Source organism: Polaribacter sp. (assembly GCF_049276715.1).
In the GTDB taxonomy this organism is placed as follows: Bacteria; Bacteroidota; Bacteroidia; order Flavobacteriales; family Flavobacteriaceae; genus Polaribacter.
The window spans coordinates 58,806-75,312 of record NZ_JBASWY010000005.1 but is presented as its reverse complement, the minus strand read 5'-3'; the positions used below and the strand labels follow the sequence as shown (position 1 = coordinate 75,312).

13 protein-coding genes are annotated in these 16,507 nt (G+C 32.0%); 11 read left to right on the top strand and 2 right to left on the bottom strand.

What is annotated here, in order from left to right:
• Nucleotides 1-2: 2 nt before the first annotated feature.
• Nucleotides 3-698 carry a tRNA pseudouridine(55) synthase TruB gene (gene truB / locus WAO74_RS00715; RefSeq protein WP_422158841.1) on the top strand — a complete coding sequence of 232 codons (696 nt, stop codon included), beginning with the start codon at nt 3-5 and terminating at the stop codon, nt 696-698.
• Between the two features lie 3 nt (nt 699-701).
• Here the strand turns inward: truB and WAO74_RS00710 are convergent, their stop codons facing one another.
• On the bottom strand, nt 702-1,535 hold the full coding sequence (locus WAO74_RS00710) for a universal stress protein (RefSeq protein WP_422158839.1): 834 nt from the start codon (nt 1,533-1,535) through the stop codon (nt 702-704).
• A 176-nt stretch (nt 1,536-1,711) separates the two neighbouring features.
• Here WAO74_RS00710 and rimP point away from each other — a divergent pair, with 176 nt between their 5' ends.
• The 3 genes from rimP to infB all read left to right on the top strand — a co-directional run bounded on the left by rimP (nt 1,712) and on the right by infB (nt 6,330).
• Nucleotides 1,712-2,176, top strand: a complete 465-nt coding sequence (gene rimP / locus WAO74_RS00705) for a ribosome assembly cofactor RimP (protein ID WP_422158837.1) — start codon at nt 1,712-1,714, stop codon at nt 2,174-2,176.
• A gap of 11 nt (nt 2,177-2,187) precedes the next feature.
• A complete protein-coding gene (gene nusA, locus WAO74_RS00700; protein WP_422158836.1) occupies nt 2,188-3,441 on the top strand; it encodes a transcription termination factor NusA in 1,254 nt (417 codons plus the stop codon).
• Between the two features lie 63 nt (nt 3,442-3,504).
• The gene (infB, locus tag WAO74_RS00695; protein ID WP_422158834.1) at nt 3,505-6,330 is read left to right on the top strand and encodes a translation initiation factor IF-2; all 2,826 of its coding nucleotides are present in this window, start codon (nt 3,505-3,507) and stop codon (nt 6,328-6,330) included.
• Nucleotides 6,331-6,406: 76 nt separating this feature from the next.
• Here the strand turns inward: infB and WAO74_RS00690 are convergent, their stop codons facing one another.
• Nucleotides 6,407-6,775: an SPOR domain-containing protein gene (locus WAO74_RS00690; RefSeq protein ID WP_422158833.1), complete on the bottom strand. Its 369-nt coding sequence runs from the start codon at nt 6,773-6,775 to the stop codon at nt 6,407-6,409.
• 197 nt (nt 6,776-6,972) lie between these two features.
• On the opposite strand from WAO74_RS00690, the gene WAO74_RS00685 reads away from it, so the two are divergent.
• The 7 genes from WAO74_RS00685 to WAO74_RS00655 all read left to right on the top strand — a co-directional run bounded on the left by WAO74_RS00685 (nt 6,973) and on the right by WAO74_RS00655 (nt 16,492).
• The gene (locus WAO74_RS00685) at nt 6,973-8,277 is read left to right on the top strand and encodes a c-type cytochrome (RefSeq protein WP_422158832.1); all 1,305 of its coding nucleotides are present in this window, start codon (nt 6,973-6,975) and stop codon (nt 8,275-8,277) included.
• A gap of 73 nt (nt 8,278-8,350) precedes the next feature.
• Nucleotides 8,351-11,416 carry a TAT-variant-translocated molybdopterin oxidoreductase gene (locus WAO74_RS00680; RefSeq protein ID WP_422158830.1) on the top strand — a complete coding sequence of 1,022 codons (3,066 nt, stop codon included), beginning with the start codon at nt 8,351-8,353 and terminating at the stop codon, nt 11,414-11,416.
• 21 nt (nt 11,417-11,437) lie between these two features.
• Nucleotides 11,438-12,892 (top strand): NrfD/PsrC family molybdoenzyme membrane anchor subunit, encoded by a 1,455-nt coding sequence (nrfD, locus tag WAO74_RS00675; RefSeq protein WP_422158829.1) that lies wholly within the window; start codon nt 11,438-11,440, stop codon nt 12,890-12,892.
• A gap of 4 nt (nt 12,893-12,896) precedes the next feature.
• Nucleotides 12,897-13,424, top strand: a complete 528-nt coding sequence (locus WAO74_RS00670) for a DUF3341 domain-containing protein (protein WP_422158828.1) — start codon at nt 12,897-12,899, stop codon at nt 13,422-13,424.
• 10 nt (nt 13,425-13,434) lie between these two features.
• A complete protein-coding gene (locus tag WAO74_RS00665; RefSeq protein ID WP_422158827.1) occupies nt 13,435-13,986 on the top strand; it encodes a c-type cytochrome in 552 nt (183 codons plus the stop codon).
• Between the two features lie 26 nt (nt 13,987-14,012).
• Nucleotides 14,013-15,452: a quinol:cytochrome C oxidoreductase gene (locus WAO74_RS00660; RefSeq protein ID WP_422158825.1), complete on the top strand. Its 1,440-nt coding sequence runs from the start codon at nt 14,013-14,015 to the stop codon at nt 15,450-15,452.
• 35 nt (nt 15,453-15,487) lie between these two features.
• Entirely contained in the window at nt 15,488-16,492 is a 1,005-nt protein-coding gene (locus WAO74_RS00655) for a cytochrome c oxidase subunit II (protein WP_422158824.1), read from the top strand.
• Nucleotides 16,493-16,507 lie beyond the last annotated feature (15 nt).

Sequence of the window (16,507 nt, the reverse complement as noted above, 5' to 3'; positions counted from 1 at the left end):
TCATGATAAAAACTGAAGAAGACTTTAAAAACGGTCAAGTATTATTAATTGATAAACCCCTGAATTGGACTTCTTTCCAAGCAGTAAATAAAATGCGCTGGCATATTAAACAACGTTTTAATATTAAAAAAATTAAAGTGGGTCATGCAGGAACTTTAGATCCGTTAGCAACTGGCTTATTAATTATTTGTACAGGAAAACAAACCAAAGAAATTGATACCTATCAAGGCCAAATAAAAGAATATACAGGCACTTTTACATTGGGTGCAACAACACCAAGTTACGATTTGGAAACAGAAATTGATGAAACTTTCTCCATCGAACATATTTCTGAATCTCTATTAAACGAAACCATAAATCAATTTATTGGCGATATTCAGCAAAAACCACCTATTTTTTCAGCGATTAAAAAAGAGGGAAAACGATTATATGAATTAGCAAGAAAAGGCGAAACTACAGAAATTAAAGCAAGAACTGTTACCATTTCTGAATTTGAAATTACCAATATAAATTTACCAAATGTAGATTTTAGAGTGGTTTGTAGCAAAGGCACTTATATACGCTCTTTAGCTTTTGACTATGGAAAAGCTTTAAAATCTGGCGCACATTTATCTGTATTAAGAAGAACTAAAATTGGTAATTTCTCAGTTGAAAATGCTGTTTCTATTGATGCTTTTATCAAAAGTTTAGAAATTTAAAAACTATTCAACCTTAATTGTTAGCATAGGTTTTAAAGCTTTTTTTGATAAATTTTTAGAAATACTACTAGAAAATAAGTGAGATAAACCACTTCTTCCATGAGTGCTTAGAGCAATTAAATCTGCATTTATATTTCTAGAAAAGTTTAATATTCCTTTCTGAATGGTTGTATCATTATAAATATTTATAGTGTGTTTTGGTAAGCTAAAATCTTTTATAAAAGATTTTACTTTTTCTGTGGCATCGTGGGTGCTTTCGAACTGAGAAGGAGTTGTAACTTTTAATAAATGAATTTTGCTGTTAAAAGAATTTGCGAAATCTAAAAATTTTTTAAAAACTTCTTTTTTATCATCATTTTTAAAGCTAGAAGCAAAAACTAAATTTTTCATTTTAAAGTTTTCTGTATCTTTTTTAACAATAATTACAGGTACTTTAGATGTTCTTACTACTTTTTCTGTGTTAGAGCCTATTAGTATTTCTTCAAAATCTGAATGCCCCTTAGAACCCATAATTATAATATTTGCTTCAATTTTATCAGCATATTTTAAAATACCTTCATAAGGGTTTTGAAATCTTATAGAATGATGAACTTCTTGTTTTTTATCAAAAAATTCTTCTTTAAATTCTAAAATTCTTTCTTTTACTTTTCTCAAGTACAGCATGCTTTCTGGTATACTAAAATTGGTTCCAGCGCCCATATCTACGATACCTGTAGGTAATTCTATCATGTGTAACAGATAAACAACACTTCCAGATTTTTTAGCAATTTTACCAGCCATTTTAGCGGCGTATTCAGATTTTTTTGAAAAGTCAATTGGGACTAAAATTTTTTTCATCTGTTCCTATTTTAAGTTAACATCAAGATATTTTAAAGTTACGAAAAATATTTCAATGAAACATAGTTTGGTAAATACCAAAGATTTACTATATTTGCACCGAAAAATCACAATAATTGAGAAGATGAAGGGGACTAAAAGTCCCCTCTTTTTATATTTTATTTTAAGATTTTAAGATGGAGCAAAGTAGTAAAGTAAGGGATTTAGTAGAGGAGGCTTTAGCATTAAACGAGTCGTTGTTTTTGATTGATTTATCGATATCAGCAAATAACAAAATTCAAGTTTTAGTCGATGGCGACCAAGGAGTGCCCTTAAGCGAATGTATTAGAATTAGTAGAAATGTAGAACATAATTTAGATAGAGAAATCGAAGATTTTTCATTAGAAGTTTCTACACCAGACATTTCTCATCCTCTAAAAGAAAAGAGGCAGTATAGAAAAAATGTAAATCGAATTCTAAATATTAAAACATCAGAAGAAGAATTAGAAGGAACTTTAGTAGAAGTAGATGATGAAAAAATTGTTTTACAATGGAAAACTAGAGAGCCAAAACCTGTAGGAAAAGGTAAAGTTACTGTAGAAAAAACAGCAACTATAAACTATAAAGATATTAAAGAAGCAAAAGTGAAGATTGTATTTTAAGCAAAAATGTAATGGAAAATATAGCATTAATTGATTCGTTTTCAGAATTTAAAGATAACAAAAGTATAGACAGAGTAACATTAATGTCTATTTTAGAGGAAGTGTTTAGAGCTGCCTTAAAACGTAAGTTTGGGTCTGATGATAATTTTGATATTATTATAAACCCAGATAAAGGAGATTTAGAGATTTGGAGAAATAGAGTTGTTGTTGCAGATGGTTTTTCTGAAGATGATAATGAAGAAATAGAATTATCTGAAGCAAGAAAAATTGAGCCAGATTTTGAAATTGGTGAAGACGTTTCTGAAGAAGTAAAGTTGGTTCATTTAGGAAGAAGAGCAATTTTGGCTTTACGTCAAAATTTAATTTCTAAAATATATGAGCATGATAGTACAAACATCTTTAAACAATTTAAGGATTTAGAAGGTGAGTTGTATACTGCAGAGGTTCATCACATTCGCCACAATGCGATTATTTTGTTAGATGATGATGGTAATGAAATTGTATTACCAAAAAGTGAGCAGATTCGTTCAGATTTCTTCAGAAAAGGAGATTCTGTAAGAGGTGTTATAAAAACAGTAGAATTAAGAGGTAATAAGCCTGCAATAATATTGTCTAGAACATCACCTGCATTTTTAAATAAATTATTTGAGCAAGAAATTCCAGAGGTTTTCGATGGTTTAATTACTGTAGAAGGTGTTGCAAGAATTCCAGGAGAGAAAGCAAAAGTAGCTGTAGATTCTTATGATGATAGAATAGATCCTGTTGGAGCTTGTGTAGGTGTAAAAGGATCTAGAATACATGGTATTGTTAGAGAATTAGGTAATGAGAACATCGACGTTATCAATTACACTAAGAACGAACAACTTTATATAGCCAGAGCATTAAGCCCTGCAAAGGTAACTTCTATGGAAATTACCATGTATGATGAAGAAAAAAATGGTAAAAAAGGACGTGTGAGTGTTTTATTAAAGCCAGAAGAAGTTTCTAAGGCCATAGGTAGAGGTGGTGTAAATATACGTTTGGCAAGTGAGTTAACAGGTTATGAAATAGATGTTCAAAGAGAAGGTTTAGAAGAAGAAGATGTAGAGTTAACAGAGTTTGTAGACGAAATAGAAGATTGGATTATTGTTGAATTCAAGAAAATTGGTTTAGATACTGCTAGAAGCGTAATAGAAACAAGTGTTGCTGAATTAGTAAAAAGAACCGATTTAGAAGAAGAAACAATTATAGATGTTCAAAGAATTTTAAAGGAAGAATTCGAATAATATTTTGAATATTTAAGTAAAGTAAAAAGTGCGTTTTTACAATTATAAAGTTAAAAAAGATATATGTCTGTAGACAAAACAATGAGGCTTAATAAAGTATTAAGAGAGTTAAATATTTCTCTTGATAGAGCAGTAGAGTATTTAGCAAGTAATGGTCATGAAATTGAAGCAAGACCTACTACTAAAATTTCTAATGATATCTATCAAGTGTTGCAAGATGGCTTTGAAACAGATGCTAATAAAAAAGCTGCGTCTAAAGAGGTTGGTGAAGAAAAGCGTAAAGAGAAGGAAGCAATTCGATTAGAAATAGAGGCTAAATTAGAAAAGAAAAGAGCAGAAGATTTAAAGAAAGAAGAAGTTCTAAAGGCTAAAGCAGATAAATTAGAGTTTAAAACTGTTGGTAAAATCGATATTAATAACTTAAGTAAAAAGCCAGAAGTTAAGGTAGTAGAAGAAAAGAAGATTGAGGAGATAGTTGAAAAACCCAAAGTTGAAGAAACCAAGTTGGTTGAAAAGCCAGTAATAGTTGTTGATGAACCTAAAGTGGTTGAAAAACCAAAAGAAGTTGAAAAACCCAAAGTTCCTGAAGTTAAAAAAGAAGAGCCTGTTGCAAAAGATGTAAAAAAGGAGTCTCCAAAAGCCAAAGAAACAAAAACTGAAATTGAAGTAGAAGTAGAAATTACTGCAGAAAATGCAGAAACAATAAAAACTCAATATAAAAAATTAGATGGTCCTAACTTTACAGGAGAAAAAATTGATTTAAAACAATTTGAAAGACCTAAAAAGAAAAAACCTGAAGTAAAAAAGGCGAACTCAAGTACAGATCCTAGAAAGAAACGTAAACGTATTAGCAAGCCAAATACATCTACAACTAATACACCAAATACCAGAGGAGGACAAAGTAGTAGAGCAGGTCAAGGAAACAATAAGCCAGGTTCTAGAGGAAGAGGAAATACTAGAAATACTCCAGTTAAAAAAGAAGAACCAACAGAGGCAGACATCCAAAAACAAGTAAGAGAAACCTTAGAAAAACTTCAAGGAAAATCTTCTAGAGGTAAAGGTGCTAAATATAGAAGAAATAAAAGAGATGCTCATAGAGAGCATACAGAAGCTGAGTTAGAAGCTCAAGCATTAGATAGCAAAATACTAAAAGTAACAGAATTTGTTACAGTAAGTGAAGTAGCTACAATGATGGATGTGCCTGTAACTCAAATTATTTCGGCATGTATGTCTTTGGGAATGATGGTTACAATGAATCAGCGTTTAGACGCAGAAACATTAGTAATTGTTGCAGAAGAATTTAATCATAAAGTAGAATTTGTTGGTGCAGAAGTAGAAGAATCCATAGAAGAAGTAATCGATAAGCCAGAAGATTTAATTACACGTGCGCCAATTATTACAGTAATGGGTCACGTAGATCATGGTAAAACTTCGCTATTAGATTATATTAGAAAAGCAAATGTAATTGATGGAGAAAGTGGAGGAATTACACAACATATTGGAGCATATTCTGTAAAAGTTGGCGATCAAAAAATAGCATTTTTAGACACACCTGGTCACGAAGCCTTTACAGCAATGCGTGCACGTGGAGCGCAAGTAACAGATTTAGTAATTATTGTAGTAGCTGCAGATGATGATGTAATGCCACAAACCAAAGAAGCAATTTCTCATGCGCAAGCCGCGAATGTGCCAATTATATTTGCCATCAATAAAATTGATAAACCAAATGCAAATCCAGATAATGTAAAAACACAGTTATCACAAATGAATTTGCTAATAGAGGAATGGGGAGGTACAATTCAGTCTCAAGATATTTCTGCTAAAGTGGGAACAGGAATCCCAGAATTGTTAGAAAAAGTATTGTTAGAAGCTGAGATTTTAGAATTAAAAGCAAATCCAAATAAAAATGCAGTTGGTGCAGTTGTGGAGGCCTTATTAGATAAAGGTAGAGGATATGTTTCTACAATTTTAGTACAAGCAGGGACTTTAAAAATTGGAGATTACTTGTTAGCAGGTAAACACAGTGGAAAAGTAAGGGCTATGTTTGATGATAAAGGAAATAACCTTAAACAAGCAGGACCTTCAACACCAGTATCAATTTTAGGTTTAGATGGTGCACCACAAGCTGGTGATAAATTTATTGTTTTTGATGATGAAAGAGAAGCAAAACAAATTGCTTCTAAACGTTCTCAATTACAACGTGAGCAATCTGTAAGAACTCAAAAAACATTAACACTTGCAGAAATTGGAAGACGTATTGCACTTGGAGACTTCAAAGAATTAAATATTATTTTAAAAGGAGATGTAGATGGTTCTGTAGAAGCGCTAACAGATTCTTTCCAAAAATTATCTACAGAAGAAATTCAAGTAAATATTTTGCATAAGGGTGTAGGTGCCATCACAGAAAGTGATGTTTTATTAGCAACTGCATCAGATGCCATTATTGTTGGTTTTAATGTTCGTCCTCAGGCAAATGCAAGAGTAATAGCAGATAGAGAAGAAGTAGATATTAGAACTTATTCTATTATTTATGATGCTATTAACGATCTTAAAGATGCTATGGAAGGTATGTTATCTCCAGAGATGAAAGAAGAAGTTTCGGGTAATGTAGAAATTAGGGAAGTATATAAAATTTCTAAAGTGGGCAACATTGCTGGTTGTATGGTAATTTCAGGTAAAATCTTTAGAGATTCTAAAATTAGAATTATTAGAGATGGAATTGTAGTTCATGATGGAGTTTTATCATCTTTAAAACGTTTCAAAGATGATGTAAAAGAAGTAGCAAAAGGATATGATTGTGGACTTCAATTAAAGAATTATAATGAAATTCAAGAAGGAGATACTATCGAAGCTTATAAAGAAGTAGCAGTGAAAAAGAAATTGAGATAGTACTTCAATTTTAATCAAATAAAAAAGGGAAATTTCTTTCGAAATTTCCCTTTTTTATTTGATTTATTGTTAAAATTTATTTACCCAAAGGAATGACAATTAGTCCCGAAAATTTTTCTGAAAAATTAATTGCAGCCTTATCAGCTTCTAATTTTGTTTTATAATTACCAACTTGAACTTTCCAGTTTGGTTGGTCATAATCTAATTTTGTGTAAACATTTGGGAAATTAATTCTAAATTTACTTTGTAAACTTCTAGCTTTAGTTTCATCTCCATAGTAAATCTGAATCCTATAGCCATAACCATATTCTTTATTAAAAGCTCTTTTTTTTGCAATTAAGTTTTTCACTTCTTGGCTGCTATTTGTTTTATTTTGAGCATTTAAAGTATATAATCCACCTGTTAAAAAAAGGATTAAAAAAACTGTAAAAAATTTATTTTTCATTACTAAATTTGTTTCTACAAAAGTAACGACTTAGGGCAAATTAAATTGGATTAAAGTATTATTTAGAATTATTATAAATTAATATTTAACATTCTTTTACTTTTCCAAAATTTAGCAATATGTAGTACTTTTGTCAAACTGTTCAAAAAGCGTTTTTTGAGCTATTTTATACACGATACTAAAAATAGTTTGTAAATATGAAAAGTGTAGCGTTACACAGTAAACTAGTCAAAGTACTTCTTAATAGTTTTACAATTATTCTGTTTTTTGCATTTAGCTCGTCTTCTTATTCACAAGATGTAGATGCTGCGCGTCAAACAGAGGGCAGAAAGTTATTCAAGTCTTTATGTGCATCTTGTCACAAACTAGATAAAAAATTAGTTGGGCCAGCCTTAGGTGGTGTGGAAGGGCGAAGAGAGAATTCTTGGTTATTAGCTTGGATTAAAAATAATGCGGAATTAAGAGCTTCTGGAGACAGAGATGCCATTGCTATTTTCGAAGAATACAATGGTTCTGCAATGTCTGCTTTTCCACAATTAAGCGATCAGCAAGTAAATGATATTTTATATTACACAACTGTTGGAGATCCAGTAGTTGTTTCTGATAAAGATCCTGATGTTGTTGGGGGTGATGGAAACACAGATGGTGCTCCAAAATGGATTATTTATCTTTTAGCAGGCGCAATCATTGTGGCTTTTTTAATGATTGCTAGCTTACTAAAGCAAGTAAACGAATTAAAAGGAAACACATCACCAGAATCCACTTCAGATCTTAAAAGAGATTTACATGAGTTATGGGAAGGTATTAAGAAAAACACTTTCTTAAAAGTTTTGTCTACTATATTTTTATTGTTGATAGGTGCTTATGTAGTTTTTGGTACGCTATTTAAAGTTGGTGTTAATGAGGGTTATACTCCTTTGCAGCCAATTGCTTTTTCTCACAAAATTCACGCTGGAGAAAACAAAATTGAATGTCAATATTGTCATTCATCAGCAAAACACAGCAAACATTCAGGAATTCCATCTGTAAATGTTTGTATGAATTGTCATAAAAATATTGCTGAAGTTGCAGAAGGAACAAAAATTGAATGGGATGGAGTTACTTATGGAAAAACAGAACTAGACAAAGAGATTGCTAAAATCTACGATGCTGCAGGTTGGGACACTGAAACTCTTGAATATACAGGAGAAACAAAACCTGTTAAATGGATAAGAATTCATAATTTACCAGATTTTGTTTATTTTAATCACTCTCAACACGTTACTGTTGCTGGTCTAGAATGTCAAAAATGTCATGGCCCTGTAGAGGAAATGGATGAAATGCGTCAGTTCTCTCCATTAACTATGGGTTGGTGTATTAATTGTCATAGAGAAACGAAAGTAGATCTAAAAGGTACTGATTACTATGAAAAAATTCATAAGGAATTGGCTGAAAAATACAATGTTGAACAAGTAACAATTGCTCAGCTTGGTGGCTTAGAATGTGGTAAATGCCACTATTAATTAAAGAAGAAAAGATAGTTTGGTTTTGGTGAAAACTAACAACTAAAAACTAACAACTAATAACAAATAATAAATGGCTTCAAACAAAAAATACTGGAAAAGTGTTGAGGAACTAAAAGATAGTTCTATTGTTGAAACGTTAAGTAAAAATGAGTTTGTAGAAGAAATACCTACAGATAAGTTTTTAGGTGATAAAGAAACATTAGAGAATACATCTACATCTCGTAGAGATTTCTTAAAATATGTTGGTTTTACAACAGCAGCAGCTTCCTTAGCTGCTTGTGAAGGACCAGTAAGAAAGTCTATTCCTTATGTTGTTAAACCAGACGATATTATTGCTGGTGTTGCAGATTGGTATGCAACATCTATGGCAGATGGTTTCGATTTTGCAAATGTTTTAGTAAAAACTCGCGAAGGTCGTCCAATTCAAATAATGCCAAACAAAGAAGCAAATGGTACTACAAGCGCTAGAGTACAGGCAGCTGTTTTATCTTTGTATGATGAAAAACTTCGATTAAAAGAGCCAACCAAATCTGGTGAAATAATTTCTTGGGCAGATGCAGATTTAGCAATTTCTTCAAAACTAAATGAATTAAAAGAATCAAATAAACCAGTTGTTATATTAACAGGAACAATGGCAAGTCCTTCTACAGCTAAAATTGTAGAAGAATTTATTGCAGCTTACCCAAATGCAAAACACGTTATATATGATGCAGTTTCAGAATCTGGTGCTGTAGATGCAATGATGGCAATGTATGGTAAGCGTGCTTTACCAAATTATCATTTAGATAAGGCGAAAACAATTGTTTCTTTCGGCGCAGATTTCTTAGGAGATTTTCATGGAGGATTCGAAAAAAGCTTTATTGCTGGTAGAAAACCTGAAACAGGTAAAATGTCTTATCATGTTCAGTTAGAAAGTAATATGTCTTTAACTGGAGCAAATGCGGATAAAAGAATTGTTGTAAAACCATCCCATCAAATATTTGCTTTGTTAAATTTATACAATGCAATTACTGGAAATAGCGTAGCATCAAAAGTTACACCTATAGATGATGAGATTAAAGAAATAGCAAAAGAACTTAAAAAGGCTGGTTCTGCAGGTGTTGTTTTAACTGGTATAAATGATAAAAATGCACAGTTAATTACTTTGGCAATCAATAAAGCTTTAAATAGCGAAGTTATGGATGTAACAAATACACTAAATATTCGCCAAGGAAATGATGCAGAAGTTGCACAATTAGTTTCAGATATGAAAGCTGGAAAAATTGGAGGAATCATTTCTTATAATGTAGACCCAATTTACAGTTTACCAAATGCATCAGATTTTTCTGAAGCATTGAAAAATGTATCATTAAAAGTTGCGTTATCGACTGAAAATAATGATACTGTAAATGCAATGGAATTTGCTTTGCCAACTCCACATTTCTTAGAATCTTGGGGAGATACACAGTTTGATGAAGTTACTTATGGTTTATCGCAACCAACAATACAACCTTTATTTAATACGCGTCAAATTCAGGAAACATTATTAAAATGGACAGGAAGTACAACTACTTATTACGATTATTTAAAAACCTACGCTACTGATAATATTCTAGGAGGTAGCTCATGGAACACTGCTTTGCATAATGGATTCTTTAAAAAAGAATTAGGTTTTGAAATTATTGAAGAGTTTGAATCAAGTACTTCAATTTCTGATGCTGCAAATCAATTAGCAAGTTCAGCGAAGAAAGCTTCAGGTTTTGAATTAAATTTATATACAAAAACAGGTTTAGGAGATGGTAAACAAGCAAACAATCCTTGGTTACAAGAATTTCCAGATCCAATTACAAGAGCTTCATGGGATAATTATTTAACCATTTCTATGTCAGATGCTAGAGATTTAGGTTTTACAAATCCTGTTAAAGATAATGGAGCTATTGATGGAGATTACGCAAAAATTACTTTAAATGGTAAGGAAGTTACTGTTCCAGTAATGGTTCAGCCAGGACAAGCACCTGGTTCTGTAGGACTTGCTTTAGGTTATGGAAGAACTTTCGGATTAAAAGAAGAAATGCAAGTAGGTGTAAATGCATATCCACTTTATGCAAATGCAAATAATATACAATACAATGTTACTGTAGAAAAAGTTTCTGGCACACATCAATTTGCTTGTACACAAGTCCAAAAAACAATTGCAGGACGTCATGATATTTTAAAAGTAGCATCTTTAAAAGAATACAATACTGTTGAACCTAAAGATCATCATCATGGATGGAATAAACCAGCTTATGTATCTTATGACCACCAAGAAGTAGAAGCTAATAAAATTGATTTATGGGATGAGCATAATAGAGAAATTGGTCATCACTTTAATTTATCAATAGATTTAACATCTTGTACAGGTTGTGGAGCTTGTGTTGTTGCATGTCATGCAGAAAATAATGTACCAGTTGTTGGTAAAAAAGAAGTTAGAGTTGGTAGAGATATGCACTGGTTGCGTATTGATAGATATTATTCTTCTGATGTAGAAACTAGAGAAGAAGCTAAAGAATTAGGGCTAAGCATAAGTAAAACTTACAAAGGTTTAGAAACTGAAGCAGAAAATCCTGAAGTTACTTTTCAACCAATGATGTGTCAACATTGTAATCATGCTCCTTGTGAGACTGTTTGTCCTGTTGCAGCAACAACTCATGGTCGTCAAGGACAAAATCAGATGACATATAACAGATGTGTTGGTACAAGATATTGTGCAAATAACTGTCCATATAGGGTTCGTAGATTTAACTGGTTTGAATATTCAAATAACAATCAGTTCGATTTTAATATGAATAACGAATATGGTAAAATGGTATTAAACCCAGATGTTGTTGTTCGTGGAAGAGGGGTTATGGAGAAATGTTCTATGTGTATTCAATTAACACAAGCAACAATATTAAAAGCTAAAAAAGAAGGTAGAGCTGTAAATACAGACGAGTTTGAAACAGCTTGTTCATCAGCTTGTACTACAGGAGCTTTGGTTTTTGGGGATGTTAATAATAAAGAAGATAAAGTTGCTGCTTTAGCAGTAGATAAAAGAGCGTACAATGTGTTAGATTATTTACAGACAAAACCGAATGTAATCTATCAGGTAAAAATTAAAAATACAAACGAAGCGTAATTAAAATTTAAGATATAGAATATGTCTCATTACGAAGCACCTATTAGGGAACCTTTAGTATTAGGTGATAAAAGTTATCACGATATTACCGAAGACATTGCTAAAGCCATAGAAGGTAAAGCAAATAAGAATTGGTACATCGCATTTTATATTTCTTTGGCAGCAATGCTTTGGGGATTTGGATGCATCTTTTACACTGTAGGAACAGGAATTGGAGTTTGGGGATTGAACAAGAACATTGGTTGGGCTTGGGATATCACTAACTTTGTATGGTGGGTAGGTATTGGTCATGCAGGAACATTAATTTCTGCAGTACTTTTATTATTCCGTCAAAAATGGAGAATGGCCATAAACCGATCTGCAGAAGCCATGACAATTTTTGCCGTTTTTCAAGCAGGATTGTTTCCAATAATTCACATGGGAAGACCATGGAATGCATATTGGGTTTTACCAATACCGAATCAATTTGGTTCTTTATGGGTAAACTTTAATTCACCATTATTATGGGACGTTTTTGCAATCTCAACTTATTTATCTGTGTCATTAGTCTTCTGGTGGACAGGTTTATTGCCAGACTTTGCAATGATTAGAGATAGAGCTGTGAAGCCTTTTCAAAAGAAAATATATTCTTTATTATCATTTGGTTGGTCAGGTAGAGCTAAAGATTGGCAACGTTTTGAAGAGGTTTCTTTGGTTCTTGCAGGTTTAGCAACACCTTTAGTACTTTCTGTACATACAATTGTATCTATGGATTTTGCTACCTCAATAAATCCAGGTTGGCACTCAACAATTTTTCCACCTTATTTCGTTGCTGGAGCAATTTTTTCAGGATTTGCAATGGTACAAACGTTATTAGGTATAATGCGTAAGGTTACCAATTTAGAAGATTACATTACTCGTATGCACATTGAGTATATGAATATTGTAATTATTCTTACAGGTGGAATTGTAGCTGTAGCTTATGCAACAGAATTCTTTATTGCTTGGTATACAGGTTCACCTTATGAGAATTATACATATTTATCAATAGGTGCTGCAACAGGGCCTTATGCATGGGCTTTTTGGTCATTAATTATATTTAATATCATTACTCCACAGTTCCTTTGGTTTAAGAAAATAAGAAGAAGTTTTATTTGGACTTTTATAATTTCTATTGCTATTAATATTGGTATGTGGTTTGAGCGTTTTGATATCATAGCAATTGTTTTAAGTAAAGGTCATTTACCATCAACTTGGTGGCGTTTTGAACCTACGTTTGTAGATGTTGGTATCTTTATAGGAACTATTGGATTCTTCTTTGTATTATTTTTATTGTATGCAAGAACATTTCCAGTAATAGCGCAAGCAGAAGTAAAAACAATATTAAAATCTTCTGGTGAGTTTTATAAGAAGAGAAGAGAACAAGGTATACCTACAAAGCCAGCTATTAATTTTGCTAGTTCAGAAGGTACATCAGATAAAAAAAATAAAGAATAATTATATGGAATCATCAAAAGTTATTCACGCGTTTTACAATGATGATGAAGTTCTAATGGATGCAGTGAAAGCTGTAAAAGCAGAACATCATCATATAGAAGAAGTGTTTTGTCCTTTTCCTGTTCATGGTTTGGATAAAGCAATGGGTTTAGCACCAACTAGATTGGCAATCACTGCATTTATGTATGGAATTACAGGTTTAGCTGTTGCAATTTGGATGACCAATTATATGATGATTCAAGATTGGCCTCAAGATATTGGTGGTAAGCCAAGTTTTTCTTGGTTCGAAAATATGCCAGCATTTGTGCCAATTATGTTCGAATTAACTGTATTTTTTGCAGCACACTTAATGGTAATTACTTTTTATATGAGAAGTAGAATTTGGCCATTTAAAACAGCTGAAAATCCGGACCCAAGAACTACAGACGATCATTTTTTAATGGAAATACCTGTTCACAATAATGTAGAAGAATTAACTGCCTTATTAACAAAAACAGGCGCTGTAGAAATTAATGTAGTTGATAAGCACTAATAAATAGATAATGAAAAGTTTAAAATTAATTATCGGTTTAATAGTTTTTGCAAGTTTTATTTCTTGTAATAACAAAAGAACACCACAACTTGAATATATGCCAGACATGTACGTATCTGTACCTTATGATACGGATGGTGATGAAGGTCTTAATGGAAAACCAGTGAATAGTAAACCTGTTGCTGGAACAATTCCAAGAGGAGGGCATCCAGCATATGATATTCCAGATACTCCAGAAGGATATGAAAAAGCGAAAGCAGAAGTAATAAATCCTCTAGAGGCTACAGAAGCGAATTTAGAAAAAGGGCAGGTTTTATACGATGTTTATTGTATTTCTTGTCATGGGAAAAAAGGAGATGGAAATGGTTATTTATCTCAAGCAGAAAAATTTGAAGGAATTCCTAATTATAAAGATAGAGATATAAACGCAGGTTCTATTTATCATGTAATAATGCATGGTAAAAATTTAATGGGTTCTCATTCATCTCAATTAACGTATAATGAACGTTGGCAAATAGTACATTATGTTGAAAAACTACGTACAGATTTATTAGCTCAATAATTACAAAAAGATAGAATACGAAAGATATGTATCAATTCTCAGGTAAATTAAAAATACTCTCAATAGCTCTTATTATAATCGGAGCATTGGGTATTGGTTTAAGTTTTATAAATGCACCAAGTTCTTTAGAAGAAGCTAAGGAAATAATTGCTCATCAATCGTCTCACGATGCTGGTCATGAAACTTCGCATGTAGAAACTAAAGAAGAAGCTCATCATAATAGTGATGCTGACGCTCATCATTCTGAAAAGAAAGAGGCACATGGGGCTGCAGAAGCTCATGGAGAACATCATAATGATGATGCCCATGCAGAACATGTTTTACATCAATTACAGAATAAACCTTGGTCTGCATTATATGTATCATTGTTTTTCTTTTTGGGAGTTTCATTATTAGTGTTGGCGTTTTACGCTTCGCAAAGAGTAGCACAATCTGGTTGGTCTGTTGTTTTATTCAGAGTCATGGAGGCTATTACTGCGAACTTGGTACCAACATCAATAATTATGTTGGTAGTAATTATTTGTGCTGCAATGCACATAACACACATTTTCCCATGGATGGCAGAAGGTGTTGTTGATCCTACAAGTGATAAGTATGATGCCATAATTGATGGAAAATCTGGATGGATGAATTTGCCATTTTGGATTATAAGAGGAGTTCTTTATTTAGCAATTTGGAACGCATATAGATGGTTTATTAGAAGAAACTCTATTAAAGAAGATACAGCAAATGATGGTGGAAAAACATATAAGTTAAATTACAATGTTTCTGTTGGATTTATCTTCTTGTTTATGATCACAGAATCTATGATGTCTTGGGATTGGATTATGGGCTTAGATCCTCACTGGTTCTCAACATTATTTGGATGGTATGTTTTAGCAAGTTTATTGGTAAGTGCATTAACGGTTATCGCATTTGTAACTATTTACTTGCGCTCTAAAGGAGCTTTACCAAGAGTGAATGATAGCCATATTCACGATTTAGCAAAATTTATGTTTGGTTTTTCAGTATTCTGGACCTACTTATGGTTTGCTCAATTTATGTTAATTTGGTATGCAGATATTCCAGAAGAAACAACATATTTCGTGGCGAGATTTAACGAATATAAATTACCGTTTTTAGCAATGGTTGTTATGAATTTCGTTTTTCCAATATTATTATTAATCAATAGTGATTATAAAAGTATTCCTTGGTTTGTTATTATTGGGGGGTTGGTAATTTTAGCCGGTCATTATGTGGATGTATTCGTAATGATTATGCCAGGAACTGTTGGTGCTTATTGGTCTTTTGGATATGCAGAAATTAGTGCTTTATTATTCTTTTTAGGAATATTTATATACACTGTATTTAGTGCTTTCGCGAAAGCGAATCCTATTCCAAAAGGAAACCCTTTCTTAGAAGAAAGTGAACATTTCCATTATTACAACATAGAACACAGAGGAGAAGGATCAGCAGATCATCATTAATAAATAAAGATTTAAACAATTAAGAAAAGATATATATGCTAGCTCTATTTTATATTTTTATAGGTGTTGCAATAGGTGTAAGTTTTTGGCAAATCACTAGAATTCTAAATTTTAGGGAGGTTATTGCTAACGATGAAGACAATGCAAAGCAAGGTAAATATGCACTCTATTTTATGGTGTTTTTCTATGCTATGATGATTTATTGCTTAATAGCTATGAATGTTATAATGCTGCCAGAATCTGCTTCTATTGAAGGAGAACATGATGATAGATTATTCGATTTAACCTTCTGGTTAATTGGTATAGTGCAGTTTATTATGCAATTTTTAATCTTCTATTTTACTTTTAAATATAGAGGAAATAAAGCTAATAAAGCTAAATTTTATGCAGACAGTCACAAGTTAGAATTAATTTGGACAGTTACACCAGCCATTGTTTTGGTAGGGTTAATTGGTTATGGTTTATGGCAATGGAATAATGTAATGGATTTATCTGATGACGATGCCATTGTAATAGAAGTTTATTCTCAACAATTTAGATGGGATGCACGTTATGCAGGTAAAGATAATACGTTAGGTTTAGGAAACGTAAACTATATTAAAGGCATCAATACAATGGGTGTTGACATGTCTGATAAAAATTCTCAAGATGATGTTCAAGTAACAGAATTGTATTTACCTAAAGGAAAGAAAATTCATTTTAAATTTCGTTCACAAGATGTATTGCACTCAGCTTATATGCCTCACTTTAGAGCGCAAATGAACTGTGTACCAGGTATGGTTACTGAGTTTGGTTTTACACCCAAATACACTACTGAAGAGATGAGACAACAATCTGAGGTAATAGAAAAAACGAAAGGTATAAATATAATAAGAGCAGAAAAAGGTGAGGAATTATATGAATTCGATTATTTATTACTTTGTAATAAAATATGTGGAGCATCTCATTACAGTATGCAAATGAAAATTACAGTTGTTGAGCAAGAAGAATATGAAAAATGGATTGCAGAACAACCAACTTTAGCAACAGTTATTCAATAATAATAAAAAAGATTC